The following is a 15463-nucleotide window of genomic DNA, read 5'->3' on the forward strand; positions in this document are numbered from 1 at the left end:
CGATGACCACCGACGTACCCGTGGCGCCCCACGCCACGACCGGTCCGACCGCGACCCCTTCGGCCGCGGCGCACCAGCTCCGGGCGAGATGTGCCGGCCTCGTCGCGCTGCCGGGCGACCCGGCCTACGACACCGGCCGGATGCCGTGGAACGTTGCGGTGCAGCAACGACCCGCGGCGGTTGCCACACCGTCCACCGCCGAGGAGGTGCGCGCCGTCGTCCGGGCCGCCCGTGCGGTGGGCCTGAGGATCGCACCCCAGGGCACCGGCCACGGCGCGCAGGCGCTGCGCGACCTCAGCCTCGACGACGTCGTGCTCCTGCGCACCACCGCGTTGAACCAGGTGAGCGTCGACCCTGCCGCCCGCATCGCGCGCGTCGGGGCCGGCGCCCTCTCCGAGCAGCTCGTCGACGCGGCCGCCGAGCACGGGCTCGCAGCGCTGCACGGTTCGTCGCCCGATGTCGGCGTGGCCGGGCTCGCGCTCGGCGGCGGCATCGGCTGGTACGCCCGCCAGCACGGCATGACCTGCAACGCCGTCACCGCGATCGAGCTCGTGACCGCCGACGGTGAGCTGGTGCGCACCGATGCTGAGCACGACCCGGAGCTGTTCTGGGCCCTGCGCGGCGGCGGCGGGAACTTCGGGGTGGTCACGGCGATCGAGCTCGGACTGCTCCCCATCAGCGACGTGTACGCCGGTCAGATGGTCTGGGACATCAGCAACTACGGAACCGTCCTGCGCCGATGGAACGCGTGGTCGGGAAGCGCGCCGGCAGAGGTGAGCACGTCGCTGCGCGCGATGAGGTTCCCGCCGCTCCCGCAGATCCCCGAGGCCTTCCGTGGGCGCGCACTGGTGATCCTCGACGGAGCGGTGAACGCCGACGACGCGCGGGCCGAGGAGATCCTTGCGGACTTCCGGGCGCTGGAGCCGGAGCTCGACACCTGGCAGCGGGTGCCGGCCGCCGGGATCCTCCGGATGCACATGGACCCGGAGGGTCCGACTCCTGCGGTGGGCCGGGGCACGTTGGTGGCCACGCTCGACGAGGCCGGTATCGCGCGCTTCACCGCCGCCGTCGGAGCAGGTGCGACGACCTCGATCCTGATGGCGGAGCTCCGCCAGCTCGGCGGGGCACTTGCCGAGGCGCCCGCGGCCGCCGGGGCGATGGCAACCATGGGCGGCGCCTACGCCGCCTACTTCGTCGCGATGGCCCCGACGCCGGAGCTGGCGGCACGTGGCGCGGCGGACATCGACGTCGCGATGGCTGCGCTGGCGCCCAGCGAGACCGGGCGCAGCTACCTCAACCTGGTCGAGCGCCCGGTCGACGTGAGCACGGCTTTCGAGCCCGACGCCTGGGCTCGGCTGGTCGCGGTCCGGGAGCGGGTCGACCCGGACGGCGTGATCGTGGGCAACCACCAGATCACCGCGCGCCGATGACTCCGGCCGGTCGGGTGCGGTCCCCGCATCCGGCCGGCTCCGGACCGATGCCGGCCACCCGCTGAGTCGCGATCCGGCGTACCTGCGCCTGGCCCTACAGTTGCGGCCATGGGAAAGCAGGAAGACTTCGTGCTGCGGGCACTCGAAGAGCGTGACGTCCGCTTCGTGCGGCTGTGGTTCACCGACGTGCTCGGCTACCTGAAGTCGGTCGCGATCGCGCCGGCCGAGCTGGAGGGTGCGTTCGTCGAGGGCATCGGCTTCGACGGCTCCGCGATCGAGGGCTTCGCCCGGGTCACCGAGGCGGACATGCTGGCGCGCCCTGACCCGTCGACCTTCCAGATCCTGCCGTGGCGCGGCGACGGCCCGGCGACCGCGCGGATGTTCTGCGACATCGCGATGCCCGACGGCTCGCCGTCGTACGCCGACCCGCGCTACGTGCTGAAGCGGACCCTGCAGAACGCCGCCGACCAGGGCTTCACCTTCTACACGCACCCCGAGATCGAGTTCTACCTGTTCAAGGGCCAGCCGGAGACGGGCCATCCGCCGGTGCCGGTCGACCAGAGCGGCTACTTCGACCACACGGCGCAGAGCGCGGGCTCGGACTTCCGCCGCGAGGCGATCACGATGCTGGAGTCGATGGGGATCTCGGTGGAGTTCAGCCACCACGAGGGCGGCCCGGGCCAGCAGGAGATCGACCTCAGGTACGCCGACGCGCTCTCCACTGCCGACAACATCATGACGTTCCGCACCGTGGTGCGGGAGGTGGCGCTCAGCCAGGGCGTGTGGGCGAGCTTCATGCCGAAGCCGTTCACCGAGCACCCGGGCTCCGGCATGCACACCCACGTGTCGCTGTTCGAGGGCGACCGGAACGCCTTCTTCGAGGGTGGCGCCGAGTACCAGCTCTCCAAGACCGGCCGGCACTTCATCGCCGGCATCCTGCACCACGCCCCCGAGATCACCGCTGTCACGAACCAGTGGGTGAACTCCTTCAAGCGCCTGATCGGTGGCGGCGAGGCCCCCTCCTACATCTGCTGGGGGCACAACAACCGCTCGGCGATGGTCCGGGTGCCGATGTACAAGCCCAACAAGGGCCAGTCCACCCGCATCGAGCTGCGCACGATCGACGCGGCCTGCAACCCCTACCTCGCCTTCGCAGTGGTCCTCGCGGCGGGCATGAAGGGCCTGCAGGAGCAGTACGACCTCCCGCGCGAGGCCGAGGACGACGTGTGGTCGCTCACCGAGCGCGAGCGCCAGGCGCTGGGGCTCGAGCAGCTGCCGAAGAGCCTGTACGACGCGATCGGGATCGCCGAGCGCTCCGAGCTCCTCGCCGACACCCTCGGTGAGCACGTCTTCGACTTCTTCCTGCGCAACAAGCGCCAGGAGTGGGAGGAGTACCGCGGTCAGGTCTCGGCCTTCGAGCGCGACCGGATGCTCCCGGTCATCTGAGCGTCGGCCAGAGACGGCGAGCCCGAGGGAGAGGCGCGAGTGGCCCGGGACCCGTCCGTGCTGTCGTCGGGCAACCTCGTCCGGTCGGGGTTCCGCGACAGTGAGCTCGCCGCGTCCCAGCTCCGTGCGCTCGGCGATGCCGCGGAGCCGCTGCTCGCGTTCCTCGCCCGGACCGCCGACCCCGACCTGGCGCTGGACACCCTGACCCGGCTGCGCGCGTCGGCGAGCGACGGCGACCTGATGCTCTCCACCGTTGCCGACGACGAAGGCACCGCGATGCGGCTGCTCTCCGTTTTCGGGATGAGCGCCGCCCTCGGTGACCACGTGGTGCGCCATCCCGAGCACTGGCACGAGCTCAGGGACCCCACGCTCGGCTCGACCCGGCCGGCGGCGTACGCGGTGCGCGCCGGACTGCTGGCTGCGGTCGGTGCCGACCCCGACGCCGCCCAGCCGGTCGCCACCCTGCCGCACGCCGAGGGAGTCGACGCGCTGCGGGTGGAGTACCGCCGCGTCCTGCTGCGGCTCGCCAGCCGCGACCTCGCCCACCACGTGGCGCTCGGGGACGTCGCGGCCGAGCTGTCCGACCTCGCCAGCGCGACGCTCGAGGCCGCGCTGGCCGTCGCCCGGGCCCGCGTCGGTCCGGATGCCGCGCGGTGCCGGCTGGCGGTCGTCGCGATGGGCAAGTGCGGGGGCCACGAGCTGAACTACGTCAGCGACGTCGACGTGATCTTCGTGGCGGAGCCGGTCGCCGAGGACGTCGAGCACGGAACCGACGAGCAGAGTGCGCTGCGGGCGGCGACGCAGCTCGCCTCCACGATGATGCAGGTCTGCTCGGACCAGACCGCCGAGGGCACCATCTGGGAGGTGGACGCCGCCCTCCGGCCGGAGGGCAAGGCCGGGCCCCTGGTGCGCACGCTGGCCAGCCACCGTGGCTACTACGAGCGCTGGGCGAAGACCTGGGAGTTCCAGGCACTGCTCAAGGCCCGGCCCGTCGCGGGCGACCTCGAGCTGGGCCGGCAGTACGTCGCGACGATCGGTCCGATGGTCTGGCACGCCGCCGAGCGCGAAGGGTTCGTCGAGGACGTCCAGGCGATGCGCAGGCGCGTGCTCGAGCACATCCCGGCCCACGAGGCCGACCGTCAGCTCAAGCTCGGGTCCGGCGGCCTGCGCGACGTGGAGTTCGCCGTCCAGCTCATGCAGCTGGTGCACGGACGCAGCGACGATACGGTCCGGCCGCCGACCACGCTCAGTGCGCTGGACCGGCTCATCAGGGGCGGGTACGTCGGCCGGGAGGACGGCCAGTCGCTGCACGACGCCTATGCGTTCCTGCGCACGTTCGAGCACCGGATCCAGCTGTACCAGCTGCGTCGCACGCACGTCGTGCCCGACGACGAGGCCGCGCTGCGCCGGATCGGCCGCTCGCTCGGCTTCCGCCGCAACCCGGTCGCCGAGCTGGAGCGCGCGTGGCGCCACCACCGCCTCGAGGCGCGCCGGCTGCACGAGAAGCTCTTCTACCGCCCGTTGCTGGCGGCGGTCGCGCGCATCCCGGGCGACGGCGCCAGGCTGACGCCGACGGCCGCCCGGCAGCGCCTCGCGGCTCTCGGGTACGCCGACGCGCCGGCCGCGCTCCGCCACCTCGAGGCCCTGACGTCCGGCGTGTCCCGCACGGCGGCGATCCAGCGGACCCTGCTGCCAGTGCTGCTGGAGTGGTTCGCCGACGCCCCGGATCCGGACGCCGGGCTCTTCGGCTTCCGGCGGATCTCCGACGCACTGGGGAGCACTCCCTGGTACCTCAAGCTGCTGCGCGACGAAGGGCAGACGGCCCAGCGGCTGGCGCAGGTGCTGGCCACCAGCCGTTACGCCACGGACCTCCTCGAGCGCGAGCCGGAGGGCGTCAAGATCCTGGGGGAGGACCTCGCCCCTCTGGGTCGCGAGGCCATCCAGACGGAGATGCTGGCCGGTGCCGCGCGGCGGCGCGACGCGGAGGAGGCCATCCGGACCGTGCGTGCGATCCGGCGACGCGAGCTGCTCCGGATCAGCGCCGCCGACCTGTGCGTGCCCTTCGGTGTCGCCGAGGTGGGCTACGCCCTCACCGACCTGACCGATGCGACCGTCGAAGCGGCCCTCGCCGTTGCCAGCGGAGCGGTGGAGCGGGAGCGTGGTCGGCCGCTGCCGACCAGGATGGCGATCATCGCCATGGGCCGCTACGGCGGCTACGAGATGGGCTACGGCAGCGACGCCGACGTGATGTTCGTCCACGACCCGCTGCCCGGTGCCGACGCCCAGGTGGCGAGTGCCATGGCGCAGGCGGTGGCCAACGAGCTGCGCCGGCTGCTCGCGCTGCCGGCGACCGATCCGGCGCTCGAGGTCGACGCCGGGCTCAGGCCGGAGGGCAAGCAGGGGCCCCTGGTGCGCACCCTCGACTCCTTCGCCGCCTACTACGCCAAGTGGTCGGCGGTCTGGGAGGCCCAGGCGCTCCTCCGCGCGGAGCCGGTCGCCGGTGACAAGGACCTGCAGGAGCGCTTCCGGGCCCTCATCGACCCGCTGCGGTTTCCCGAGACCGGGCTGGGTCACGACGACCTCGTCGAGATCCGCCGGATCAAGGCGCGCATCGACCACGAGCGGCTGCCCCGGGGTGCGGATCCGACCACCCACTTCAAGCTGGGTCGCGGCGGACTGTCCGACGTCGAGTGGACGGTCCAGGTCCTGCAGCTGCAGTACGCCGGCGGCGTACCGGCCCTGCGCACGCCGAAGACCGCCGAGGCGCTGGCTGCCGCCGTCGCCCATGGCGTGCTCGACCCGGACGACGCGGAGGTGCTGGGCGCAGCCTGGAAGCTGGCCAGCCGGGCCCGCAACGCGACGGTCCTCGTCCGCGGCCGGCCGGCCGACGAGCTGCCGCACGATGCCCGCGAACGCGCCGCGGTGGCCCGCATCCTGGGCTACGGACCGGGCGAGACCGCGGCCATGGTCAACGACTACCAGCGCACGGCGCGCCGCGCACGGGGTGTGGTGGACCGGATCTTCTGGGGTGAATAAGCGATTTACTTCACTCTCGATGAGATCCGCGTATATGCTTCATTGCATGGAAGGTGAAGCCATATGCTGACTGCCACCCTGATCGGCGACGTGGTCGCGTCGCGCCGCGCACGCGACCGCGCCGGCCTGCACGACCGCCTGACCGCCCTCCTCGACGAGGTCAACGCCAGTGCCGCGCCCGTCTCCGCTCTACGGATCACGGTGGGCGACGAGTTCCAGGGCACCTTCGCCACCGTCGGACAGGCGGTCCGGGCATCGCTGCGGCTGCGGCTGGGGCTGCTGCCCGACCACGACATGCGCCACGGCATCGGCTGGGGCGAGGTCAGCGTGCTGCAGGACGAACCCCGGGTGGAGGACGGTCCGGGCTGGTGGGCGGCCCGGGATGCCATCCACGAGGTGCAGCTGGCCCAGGAGCATCCGGCCAGCCGGTTCCGCAGCACGGCGTACCGCCTCGCCGACGGTGCGGACGGACCTGACCAGGACCTCGTCGGCGCTGCCCTGGTGCTGCGCGACGCCGTCGTCGGCGACCTCTCGGACCGCTCGGTGTCGGTGCTGGGTGGTCTGCTGTCGGGGCAGACCCAGCGCGAGATCGCCGAGGCGCTGGCCATCAGCCCCTCGGCCGTCTCGCAACGGGTCCGCAGCGACGGACTGGCGGCTGTGGTGGACGCCGACGAGAGACTCGGGAGGGTGGCGTGAGCTGGATCGCCTTGTTGATGATCGGGATCGCGATCGCCGACGTCGGCCACTCCATCCGGCCGGTGCGGATCGTCCCGGAGTGTGTCGGCGCGGGCGTCGCGGTGCTCGCCGGAGTCCTCTGCGGGCTCACCGGGTTGCGCGACGTGCTCGCTCTGGCGGCGATCGCCGCGGTGGTCGTCGCCTGGGGTGTCACGGTGCGCCAGGGATTCGGCCGCAACAAGGCGTCGGTGCCGCTGGCGCTCATCGGCGCGGCGTTCGTCCTCGCCGTCGCGTTCGCACCTGCCGCCGGGCCGACGGGGGGAGTGCTCGGGGACTGGCTCGCGCGAGACCCGTTGCCGGTGCTCGACGGGCTGGACGCCGACCGCGTGCTCCTCCTCGCCGGGGCGTTCCTGGTCCAGCTCTCGACCGGCAATGTTCTGGTCCGGCTCGTGCTGGCGGCCACCGGCACGGTCAACCCGGTCAAGGACGGCAGCATCGACGACCCGCAGACCCAGCTCAAGGGCGGCCGGCTGCTGGGTCCGATGGAGCGGGTGTTCATCCTCGGTCTCGGCCTGGCCGGACAGCTGACCGCGGCCAGCATCGTGATCGCGGCGAAGGGGCTCCTGCGGTTCCCCGAGCTGCAGTCCAAGCCCGACCAGGAGCGCATCCACCGCCTGACCGAGTACTTCCTGGTCGGGAGCTTCGTCAGCTGGCTGCTGCCGCTCGGTTCGCTCGTACTGCTGGCGACCTGAGCGCGCTCCTCAGGGCCTGGCCAGGTCCTGGACGGCGAGGGATGCGAACACCATCGCGGTGCCCAGCGGGGCACCCGGACCCGGGTAGACCGCACCCACGACCGAGGCCGAGGAGTTGCCGGTGGCGTAGAGGCCGGCGATCGCGCTGCCGTCCGGGCGCAGGACGCGGCCGTTCGCGTCGGTGACCAGGCCGCCCTTGGTGCCGAGGTCGGACAGCACGAGGCGGGCGGCGAAGAACGGCGGGCGGTCCACCGGGACGAGCGCCTTGTTGGGACCGTCCCCGCTGGCGAAGAACGTGTCGTACTCGTCGGAGCCCCGGCCGAAGTCGTCGTCCACCCCACTCGCCGCGAAGCCGTTGAAGTGTGCGACGGTCCTCGCGAGCTCGGGGAGCTGCAGCTGGTCGGCGAGGTCCTCGAGCGTCTCGCCGCGCACCCACGTGCCCGCCGCCAGGTGCTCTGCGGGATCTCCCTCCGGCATCGCGATCGCCGGCAGCCGACCTTCCTCGCGGGAGTCGAACACGAACCATGACGGGATCCGGCCGGTCGCTGCGGCCATCGCCCGGCCGAACCGGTCATAGGGCAGGCACTCGTTGGCATACCTCCTGCCTTCCCGGTCGACGATCACGCCGCCGCGGAACCCGAGGGTGAAGGTGCCGCTGCCGTCCGGCTGCTGGAGTCCCGGGCAGAACCAGCCCTGGTCGAGCAGGTCGGTCGCAGCGCCGACCGCGACGGCGGCGGCGATCGGCTCGCCGGTGTTGGTGCCCCGCGGTGCCATCGTCCAGGCAGCGTCACCCGGTACGTCGTACTGCTTGCGCCACGCCGGGTTGCGCTCGAACCCCCCGGCCGCGACCAGCACGCCGCGTCGCGCTCGGATCTCGACGTCGCCGTCCCCGGTAGTGGCGCGCACTCCGACGACGCGGTCGCCGTCGAGGAGCAGGGTGTCGACGCAGTGCGAGGTGAGCACGACACCGCCGTCGCGGGTGAAGGCCCAGAGCAGCCGGGCGATCAGCGACTGACCGCCGCTCAGGGTGTTGCGCCCGCCCTCGCCGGCCCGGTCGCGCTCGACGGGCGGGCGCACGAGTGCGGCGACCTCCGTCGGCAGGTCGGCACGGCGGATGTTCACCGGCTGGATCGACCGCCCCCACGACACCCGGCCCGGAGCGTCGAAGTACTCCGGGAACGGCAGCCACTCGAACTCCAGGGCGGGGTCGTCCTCGAGCGCGCCGACCAGGCGGGGCGCCTCCTCGAGGAACGCCTCGACCTTGTCCTGGTCCGGCTCGTCGAGGATCGCCCGGAGGTAGTCGCGGGCGGAGTCGGTGGAGTCGGCGATCCCGGCACGCTGCTGGACGGCCGATCCCGGCAACCAGCAGGCGCCACCGGAGTACGCCGACGTGCCACCGACCTTGTCGGTCTTCTCCACCACGACGGTCGACAGCCCGCGCTTCTGGGTCAGGTGGGCGGCGGTCATTGCACCACCGCCCGAGCCCACCACGACCACGTCGAAGACCTGTTGTGTGTCGGACATCGGGCTGCCTTTCGGATCAGGAGAGGTACGCCGTGAGAGCCCCGGCCAGTCCGGCCCGGGCCTCCGCGGAGTCGGTGTAGCTGCTGAGGAACTGCTCGCTGTGCAGGCCGCGCATCGCGCCGGGGAGCAGGCTGCGCACCCGGCGGAGTCGAACCGCGTCGACCTCGAGCCCGTCGAACGCGCGCTGCACCGACTCGGTCCACGCCTCGTCCCAGTGCGCGATCGCGGCAGCGGTGCGCGGATAGGCCGCCTCCAGCTCGTCGCGCTGCTGCGGCAGCGCCAGCCGGAGGTGGTGGATCGCGCGCGACGCCGGCCGGTCCATGGCGGTCCAGAGCAGGTCCAGGACCGCGTCGACCCGGTCCGCGAGACCGGTCGACCCGGGGACCTGCGGCGTCATCGCGGCGCGATCGCTGAGCACGTACTCCAGCACCGCGGCCCACAGCCCGTCGACGTCACCGAACTGGTGCTGGACCGTGCCCCAGGTCGCGCCCGCCTCCCGCGCCACCGAGCTCGCGCTGACCGCATCGGGCCCGCCGTCGGCCAGGCTCCGCAGGGCCGAGCGGAGCAGGTGCTCGCGGGTCTCCAGGCCACGCCTGTTCAGGCGCGTCCCCTTGGCGCTGAGGGTCACGGCGTCTCCTCAGCCGAGGTCGAGTCGGTCGCCGTGGCGGGCGATGAACGCCTCGACGTCCTCGGCCGGCTTGTCGGGCAGGCCCCAGATCAGCTCGGTCACACCGGCTGCCTCCCAGCCGGCGAGGTCCTCCGGTGTCGGCCGCACCACGACCAGCACGGCGATCTCCGGTGACCCCGCTCGCCCCGCCTCCTGCCAGGCCTCGCGCAGGGCTGCGGCGTGACCGGGCACGTCGTTCTCCGTCGGCGTGGTCATCCAGCCGTCGGCGTTGGCCGCGATCCAGGCGAACGTCTTCGGTCCGGCGCCGGCGCCGATCAGCAGCGGGACGTGTGCCTGCACCGGCTTCGGCCAGGCCCAGGCGGCGCCGAAGCTGACGAACTCGCCGTCGTAGGACGCCTCGTCCTGCGTCCACAGGGCACGCATCGCCTCGACGTACTCGCGCAGCACGGTACGCCGCTTCCCGGCCGGGACCCCGTGGTCGCTGAGCTCGTCGGTGTTCCAGCCGAAGCCCGCACCGATCGTCACCCGGCCGCCGGAGAGGTGGTCGAGCGTCGCGATCGTCTTGGCGAGCGTGATCGGGTCGGACTCGACGGGGAGCGCCACCGCTGTCGACAGCCGGATCCGTTCGGTGACCGCCGCGGCCGTGGCGAGCGACACCCACGGATCCAGGGTGCGCAGGTAGCGGTCGTCGGGGAGGGTCTCGTCGCCGGTGCCCGGGTGGGCGGCGTCGCGCTTGACCGGGATGTGGGTGTGTTCGGGCACGTAGAGGGTGTCGAAGCCGGCCGCCTCGGCGGCCTTGGCCGCGCGGGCCGGGGTGATGCCGCGGTCGCTGGTGAACAGCACGATGCCGTGACGCATGGATCCTCCGTCGGTCCCGTCCCGGGCGGACGGTCAGGAGGAGATCATAGTGCACTCAATGAGAATGCGGGCGGGACGCAGGCTCACCCGAAACGGCGGCCGAAGTCCTCGGTGACCCAGGGCCGTCCCCCGCGGATCACCACGCCGACGCCGACGTCCCGGAGCCGGCAGTTGTCGAGGTTCTCGCGGTGCCCGGGGCTGCGCACCCAGTCACCGAACACCTGCCCGGGGGTGGCCTGTCCCCAGGCCAGGTTCTCGGCGAGGATCCGCCAGCCGGTGTAGCCGGCGCCCACGGCGCGGGCCTGCAGGATCGGCTCGTCGGCGAGCCCGTGGGACAGCTGGTTCTCGGCGGCCATCCGGGTGCTGTGCTGCCGGGCGGCCAGCACGAGCGCGTCGTTGAGCCGCAGCGGCCGGCATCCGTGGTTGGCGCGCCGGAGGTTCGTCCGGGCGAAGAGTCGGGTCTCGAAGGTGCCCGCGGAGACGGTCGTCGACGTGGCGTGGACGACGCGGGCGCGTACCAGCCCCGTCGCTCCGGCACTCCCGGCCGACACCGCGCCGGCGGACAGGACGGCTGACACCACCAGCAACGACAACCACACGGGTTTCTGCACCCGCACACTGTGGCGTCTGGAATGTCCGCTGGCAACCGTTTCGGCCAACCTCACCCGATCCCGGCGTGCTGGTCCTTCGGGGTGTCGGGGCCTTCGGCCGGCTCGTCGGGGTGGATCGGACCGGGGATCCCGGGTCCGGGCGGTTCCGCGTCCTGGTCGGGCCGCTCGCCGGCCGACTCGGAGCGTTGCGACGGCGGTGTGCTGGAGTTCATGGCCCTCCTCGGCAGGTGTCGGAGGCCCTGTCCCGTACCCGGCAGCGGGAGTTCGACGCTCACCGTCGTCCCGAAGCCGGGCTCGCTGGCGATCCACACGGTCCCGTCCTGCAGGGTCACCAGCTGCCGGACGCTGGACAGACCCAGTCCCGTCCCGCCGTCGGGCTCGGCGAGCGAGCCGCGTTCGAACTCGTCGAAGATCGTCGCCAGGTCCGCCTTCGCGATGCCACGGCCGTGGTCGGTGACCACGATCCTGCCGACCGGGGCGTCCTCCTCGAAGGTGACCTCGATCGGCGTACCGGCCGGCGAGTAGCGGACGGCGTTGACCAGCAGGTTGGCGAGCACACGGCCCAGGGCCGCCGGGTCGGCCACCACGCTCAGGTCGGAGTCCTCGACGACGACCCGGTGCTCGCCGAGCAGCGGCGAGAGGTCGCGGACGCAGCTGGTCGCTACAGTCGCCGCGTGCACGACCTCAGGTGACAGCGGCACGGCCCCGGCCCGGAGACGAGCATGGTCGAGGAGGTTGTCGATCAGGACCGTCAGCCGACCGACGTTGCTCTGCACCCGTTCGATGAACTCGCCGCGACGGTGCTCGTCGACGATGGGGATCATCTCCACGAAGCCCTGGATCGAGTTGAGCGGCGTCCGCAGGTCGTGGGAGAGAGAGGCGAAGAACGACTCGCGCGCGAGCTCGAGTCGCCGGGACTCGGTCATGTCACGGGTCAGCTGCGCGTAGCCGATCAGAACACCGCGTTCGTCGCGGAGCGCCGTCAGCGACGCCTCCCCCCAGAAGCGGGTGCCGTCCTTGCGCACGCCCCAGCCCTGGTGGTGCGCACGCCCGGTCGCCCCGGCCTCGTCGAGCAGTCGCTGCGGTACGCCGGCACGCACGTCCTCGTCCGGGTGGAACAGCGAGAGGTGGCGGCCGACCGCGTCCTCGGCCGAGTAGCCCTGCACCCGCTCGGCACCGACGTTCCACGAGGCGACCCTGCCGTCGACGTCGAGCCGGACGATGGCGTACTCGGTCACCTGCGAGACCAGGATCTCGAAGAAGTCCAGGTAGCTCTTCCGGTCCGCGCGCCGGTCGACGAGCTCGAGCGCGATCGCCGCCCGGGTCACGAACTGCTGGGCCGTCTCCAGGTCGCTGGGCGAGTACGGCTCGCGGCCGGCGTCGCGGACCAGACCCACCACGGCTCGCGGTGTCTCGGTCCCGGCGACCGGCAACAGCATCATCGGGCCTATCTCCGGCTCGTCGATGTCCTCGAAGACCAGGTCCGGGTCGTGACGGCCGTCGTCGATGAGGACCGGGGTCGCCTTCTCGACGACCTGCGCACGGAGGCGCTGCCCGAGACCGATCGTGAGGCGTCCGGACACTCCTGCCGTGGTCTGGTCGACCCACTGCTGCGGCGTGGACAGGCATCCCTCGTCCTCGACGCCGGTCCGGCAGTCCATGGTCAGCACGTGGTCGGCGTCAGCGAGCTGCAACGAGCGGCTGGCCATGGTCAGCAGCGGCTCGTCGATCTCGCCGGAGAAGAGCTCGCGCGAGAACCGCTCGGCCTCCTCGAGCCAGCGCTGCCGGCGGTGCAGGCTCCGGTGTGCAGCCCGCATGTCCAGCAGGTTGCGGGCGCGGTGGGTCAGCGCGGTCGGCTGGAGCGGCTTGACCAGGAAGTCGTTCGCGCCCAGCCCGAGCGCCCGGTCGGAGGCATCGAGCGTGTCGTCGGCGGTCAGCACGATCACCGGGAGGTCGGTCGACGTCGAGCGCTCGCGCAACGCCGTCAGCACTCCGAACCCGTCGAGGTAGGGCATGTGCAGGTCGAGCAGGATCAGGTCCGGGTCGTGCTCGTCGACCCAGTCCATGACCTGCCGTGCGTCGTTGATGGTGTCGACCCGGCGCAGCCCAGCACGCAGGAGCAGCTTGAGGGCGAGCAGCGCGCTGGACGGATCGTCGTCCACGATCAGCACCGGCGACCAGCCGAACGGTTCCAGGATCCCCGGTTCAGAGGACGCCATCGGTGTCCGCTCCGGCGTGGCTGGTGTGCTGACCGCCCGCCCTCTCGACCGCGTCGTCCACGAGGTCCAGGAGCCGGTGGATGTCGATCGGCTTCGTGAGGTAGGCGACGGCTCCGCTGCTCAGCAGCCGCTGGACCTGGCGCGGCATCGCGTCGGCGCTGACGATCGCGACCGGGATGTCCGCGGTCGCCGGGTCGTCGCGCAGGATCTGCAGCACCTCGACGCCGGGCAGGTCGACGAGGTTGAGGTCGAGCAGGATGAGGATCGGGTGGTGCCGCCGGGCCAGGTCCACGCCCATCCGGCCCTGCATGGCCGGCACGACGGTCAGGTTCGGCCGCTGGGCCAGCACCCGCTCGACCAGCTGCACGTTCGCGAGGTTGTCCTCGATGTGCAGCACGGTGAGCGCACCCTGCTCGTCGGGTCGGGCAGCCCGCTGGTTGGCCTCCTCGAAGATCTTCACCGGGTTCTCGACGATCGGGAACTCCACCCAGAACGTGCTGCCGCGCCCGGGTGTGCTGTCGACGTCGAGGGTGCCGCCCATGGCCTCGGCGAGGCCTCGCGAGAGCGCCAGGCCGACGCCGGTGCCCGGGACAGAGGTCTGCTCGGCGCCGAGACGCTCGAAGGGCGCGAACAGCAGGTGCAGCTGGTCCGCGGCGATGCCCGGACCGGTGTCGGTGACCTGGATCCGCAGGGTCCCGCGCACTGCCTGGAAGCAGCTGATGGAGACCGATCCGCCCTGGCGGTTGTACTTGATCCCGTTGCCGATGAGGTTGAGCAGGATCTGCTTGACCCGTTGCCGGTCAGCGAAGATGTAGTGACCGCAGCCGTGGTCGGTGCCGCCGATCAGGTGGACCCCTCGCTCCTCGGCGAGTGGCCGGAGGAGGCTGACCGCGGCCTCGACGACGTCGCCGACCAGGACGGCCTCCGGGCTCATCGACATGTGCCCGGACTCGATCTGGCTGATGTCGAGGATCTCGTTGATCAGGTCGAGGAGGTGGGCGCCGCCCTTGGTGATCTGGCCGACGTTCTCCGCCTGGTCGGGCGTCAGGCCGTCGAGCTCGAGGAGCTGTCCGAAGCCGAGCACGGCGTTCAGCGGCGTACGCAGCTCGTGGCTCATCCGCGAGAGGAAGTCGCTCTTCGCCCGGTTGGCCTTCTCCGCCGCGAGCCGCGCATCGAGCAGCGAGCGCGTGCGCTCCTCGACGAGCCGCAGGGCGTAGGCACGCCGCCGGATCAGCACCTCGACGAGGAAGCCCAGAACCAGCGCGAGCGCTGCGCCGGTGCCGACGACCAGCCACGGGAAGGCGGCCGCGAGAGAGCCGACCAGCGGTTCGCGGGGTGAGACGGCGAGCAGCCAGGACTCGGCGCCGATCGGGACCTTGCGGGTCACCGTCCCGGAGCCGGCCTTGGGAAGCGCGCCGGAGACAAGGACGAGCTTGCCCGCGTCCCGCGTGCCCGAGGCGTACAACGCGGCGTTGAGCTCCCGGTACGGCGACTCGGGATCGGTCGGCGCGGCGGTGGTCCCGCCGAGAGGGCTGTCGATGTAGGCGACAACGCCGGACTGTCCGGGCACGCCGAGGGCGAGCACGATCCGGCGGCCGGTCACGGCGGTGTAGATCCCGGTCACCATGCCCTTGCTCTTCAACGCGCGATCGGCGACGCCGGCGTCGTCGGCCGGAATCTGCGCACCGACGGTCGTCGCTCCCTTCCCGGCACGCGCGAGCGTGTGGAACGAATCGGCCTGCTGGCGCGCGACGACGACTTCACCGCCCTGCGCGGTCGTCGTGGTCGTCAGGCTCGTGAAGAGGTCCGACTGCCCTTCGGCCGCGGCTGCGGCGCCGGCCCCGCTGAGGACTGTCGCGGTGTTGGCGAGCGTCGTGGTCAGCAGGGTGGTGACCTCGTTCGTGCGCTCCTTGAGCAGGACGCGTTCCTGCCGCGTGGAGACGTGGTGGGCGACCAGGCCGAGGGCGGCGGAGGCGGCCAGGGTCGCCAGGGCGATCACGATGGCCGGCAGCCGGCTCGTCGGCGTACGCCTGACCTCGACCGTGGAGTCGATGCCCGCTGGATCGGGCTCGGCACCGTGTTCGCGTACGGCGGAACGCGCCGTCGACTCCTCCGACATCATCCGCGCTCTCCCTGCGCCCTCCGCACGAAACGGCATCCCCTCGGCCCTCAGCAGGCGTCTGCCGACGGCCCTCCCTGTCATCGCCCCACCCGAGATCCCGACACCGAGCCGACGGCGACGGCTGCACCCGCGGGGTGCTGCTGTCGGAGCGCGACCCCGGCG

The 15463-nt window shown here is 72.2% G+C and carries 11 protein-coding genes; 5 read left to right on the plus strand and 6 right to left on the minus strand.

Annotated elements, in window-relative coordinates:
- The first annotated feature begins 2 nt into the window (after positions 1-2).
- The 5 genes from ACVW00_RS08345 to ACVW00_RS08365 all read left to right on the plus strand — a co-directional run bounded on the left by ACVW00_RS08345 (position 3) and on the right by ACVW00_RS08365 (position 7339).
- Complete coding sequence (locus tag ACVW00_RS08345) at positions 3-1430, plus strand: FAD-binding oxidoreductase (protein WP_457110435.1); 1428 nt, start codon at positions 3-5, stop codon at positions 1428-1430.
- A 108-nt stretch (positions 1431-1538) separates the two neighbouring features.
- Positions 1539-2876: a glutamine synthetase family protein gene (locus ACVW00_RS08350; RefSeq protein ID WP_457110436.1), complete on the plus strand. Its 1338-nt coding sequence runs from the start codon at positions 1539-1541 to the stop codon at positions 2874-2876.
- Positions 2877-2915: 39 nt separating this feature from the next.
- Positions 2916-5912, plus strand: coding sequence for a bifunctional [glutamine synthetase] adenylyltransferase/[glutamine synthetase]-adenylyl-L-tyrosine phosphorylase (locus ACVW00_RS08355; RefSeq protein ID WP_457110437.1), 2997 nt, complete (start codon positions 2916-2918; stop codon positions 5910-5912).
- A 63-nt stretch (positions 5913-5975) separates the two neighbouring features.
- The gene (locus ACVW00_RS08360) at positions 5976-6608 is read left to right on the plus strand and encodes a SatD family protein (RefSeq protein ID WP_457110438.1); all 633 of its coding nucleotides are present in this window, start codon (positions 5976-5978) and stop codon (positions 6606-6608) included.
- Entirely contained in the window at positions 6605-7339 is a 735-nt protein-coding gene (locus ACVW00_RS08365; RefSeq protein ID WP_457110439.1) for a hypothetical protein, read from the plus strand. The genes ACVW00_RS08360 and ACVW00_RS08365 overlap by 4 nt, the downstream gene beginning before the upstream one ends.
- 9 nt (positions 7340-7348) lie before the next feature.
- Here the strand turns inward: ACVW00_RS08365 and ACVW00_RS08370 are convergent, their stop codons facing one another.
- The 6 genes from ACVW00_RS08370 to ACVW00_RS08395 form a co-directional block, all read right to left on the minus strand.
- Positions 7349-8863, minus strand: coding sequence for an FAD-dependent oxidoreductase (locus ACVW00_RS08370; RefSeq protein ID WP_457110440.1), 1515 nt, complete (start codon positions 8861-8863; stop codon positions 7349-7351).
- Between the two features lie 16 nt (positions 8864-8879).
- Positions 8880-9491, minus strand: coding sequence for a TetR/AcrR family transcriptional regulator (locus ACVW00_RS08375; RefSeq protein ID WP_457110441.1), 612 nt, complete (start codon positions 9489-9491; stop codon positions 8880-8882).
- 9 nt (positions 9492-9500) lie between these two features.
- The gene (locus tag ACVW00_RS08380; protein WP_457110442.1) at positions 9501-10349 is read right to left on the minus strand and encodes an LLM class F420-dependent oxidoreductase; all 849 of its coding nucleotides are present in this window, start codon (positions 10347-10349) and stop codon (positions 9501-9503) included.
- Positions 10350-10432: 83 nt separating this feature from the next.
- On the minus strand, positions 10433-10960 hold the full coding sequence (locus ACVW00_RS08385; protein ID WP_457110443.1) for a CAP domain-containing protein: 528 nt from the start codon (positions 10958-10960) through the stop codon (positions 10433-10435).
- A gap of 50 nt (positions 10961-11010) precedes the next feature.
- Positions 11011-13179, minus strand: a complete 2169-nt coding sequence (locus ACVW00_RS08390; RefSeq protein ID WP_457110444.1) for an ATP-binding protein — start codon at positions 13177-13179, stop codon at positions 11011-11013.
- A complete protein-coding gene (locus ACVW00_RS08395) occupies positions 13166-15301 on the minus strand; it encodes an ATP-binding protein (protein ID WP_457110445.1) in 2136 nt (711 codons plus the stop codon). The genes ACVW00_RS08390 and ACVW00_RS08395 overlap by 14 nt, the downstream gene beginning before the upstream one ends.
- Positions 15302-15463 lie beyond the last annotated feature (162 nt).

The organism is Marmoricola sp. URHA0025 HA25, assembly GCF_054059435.1.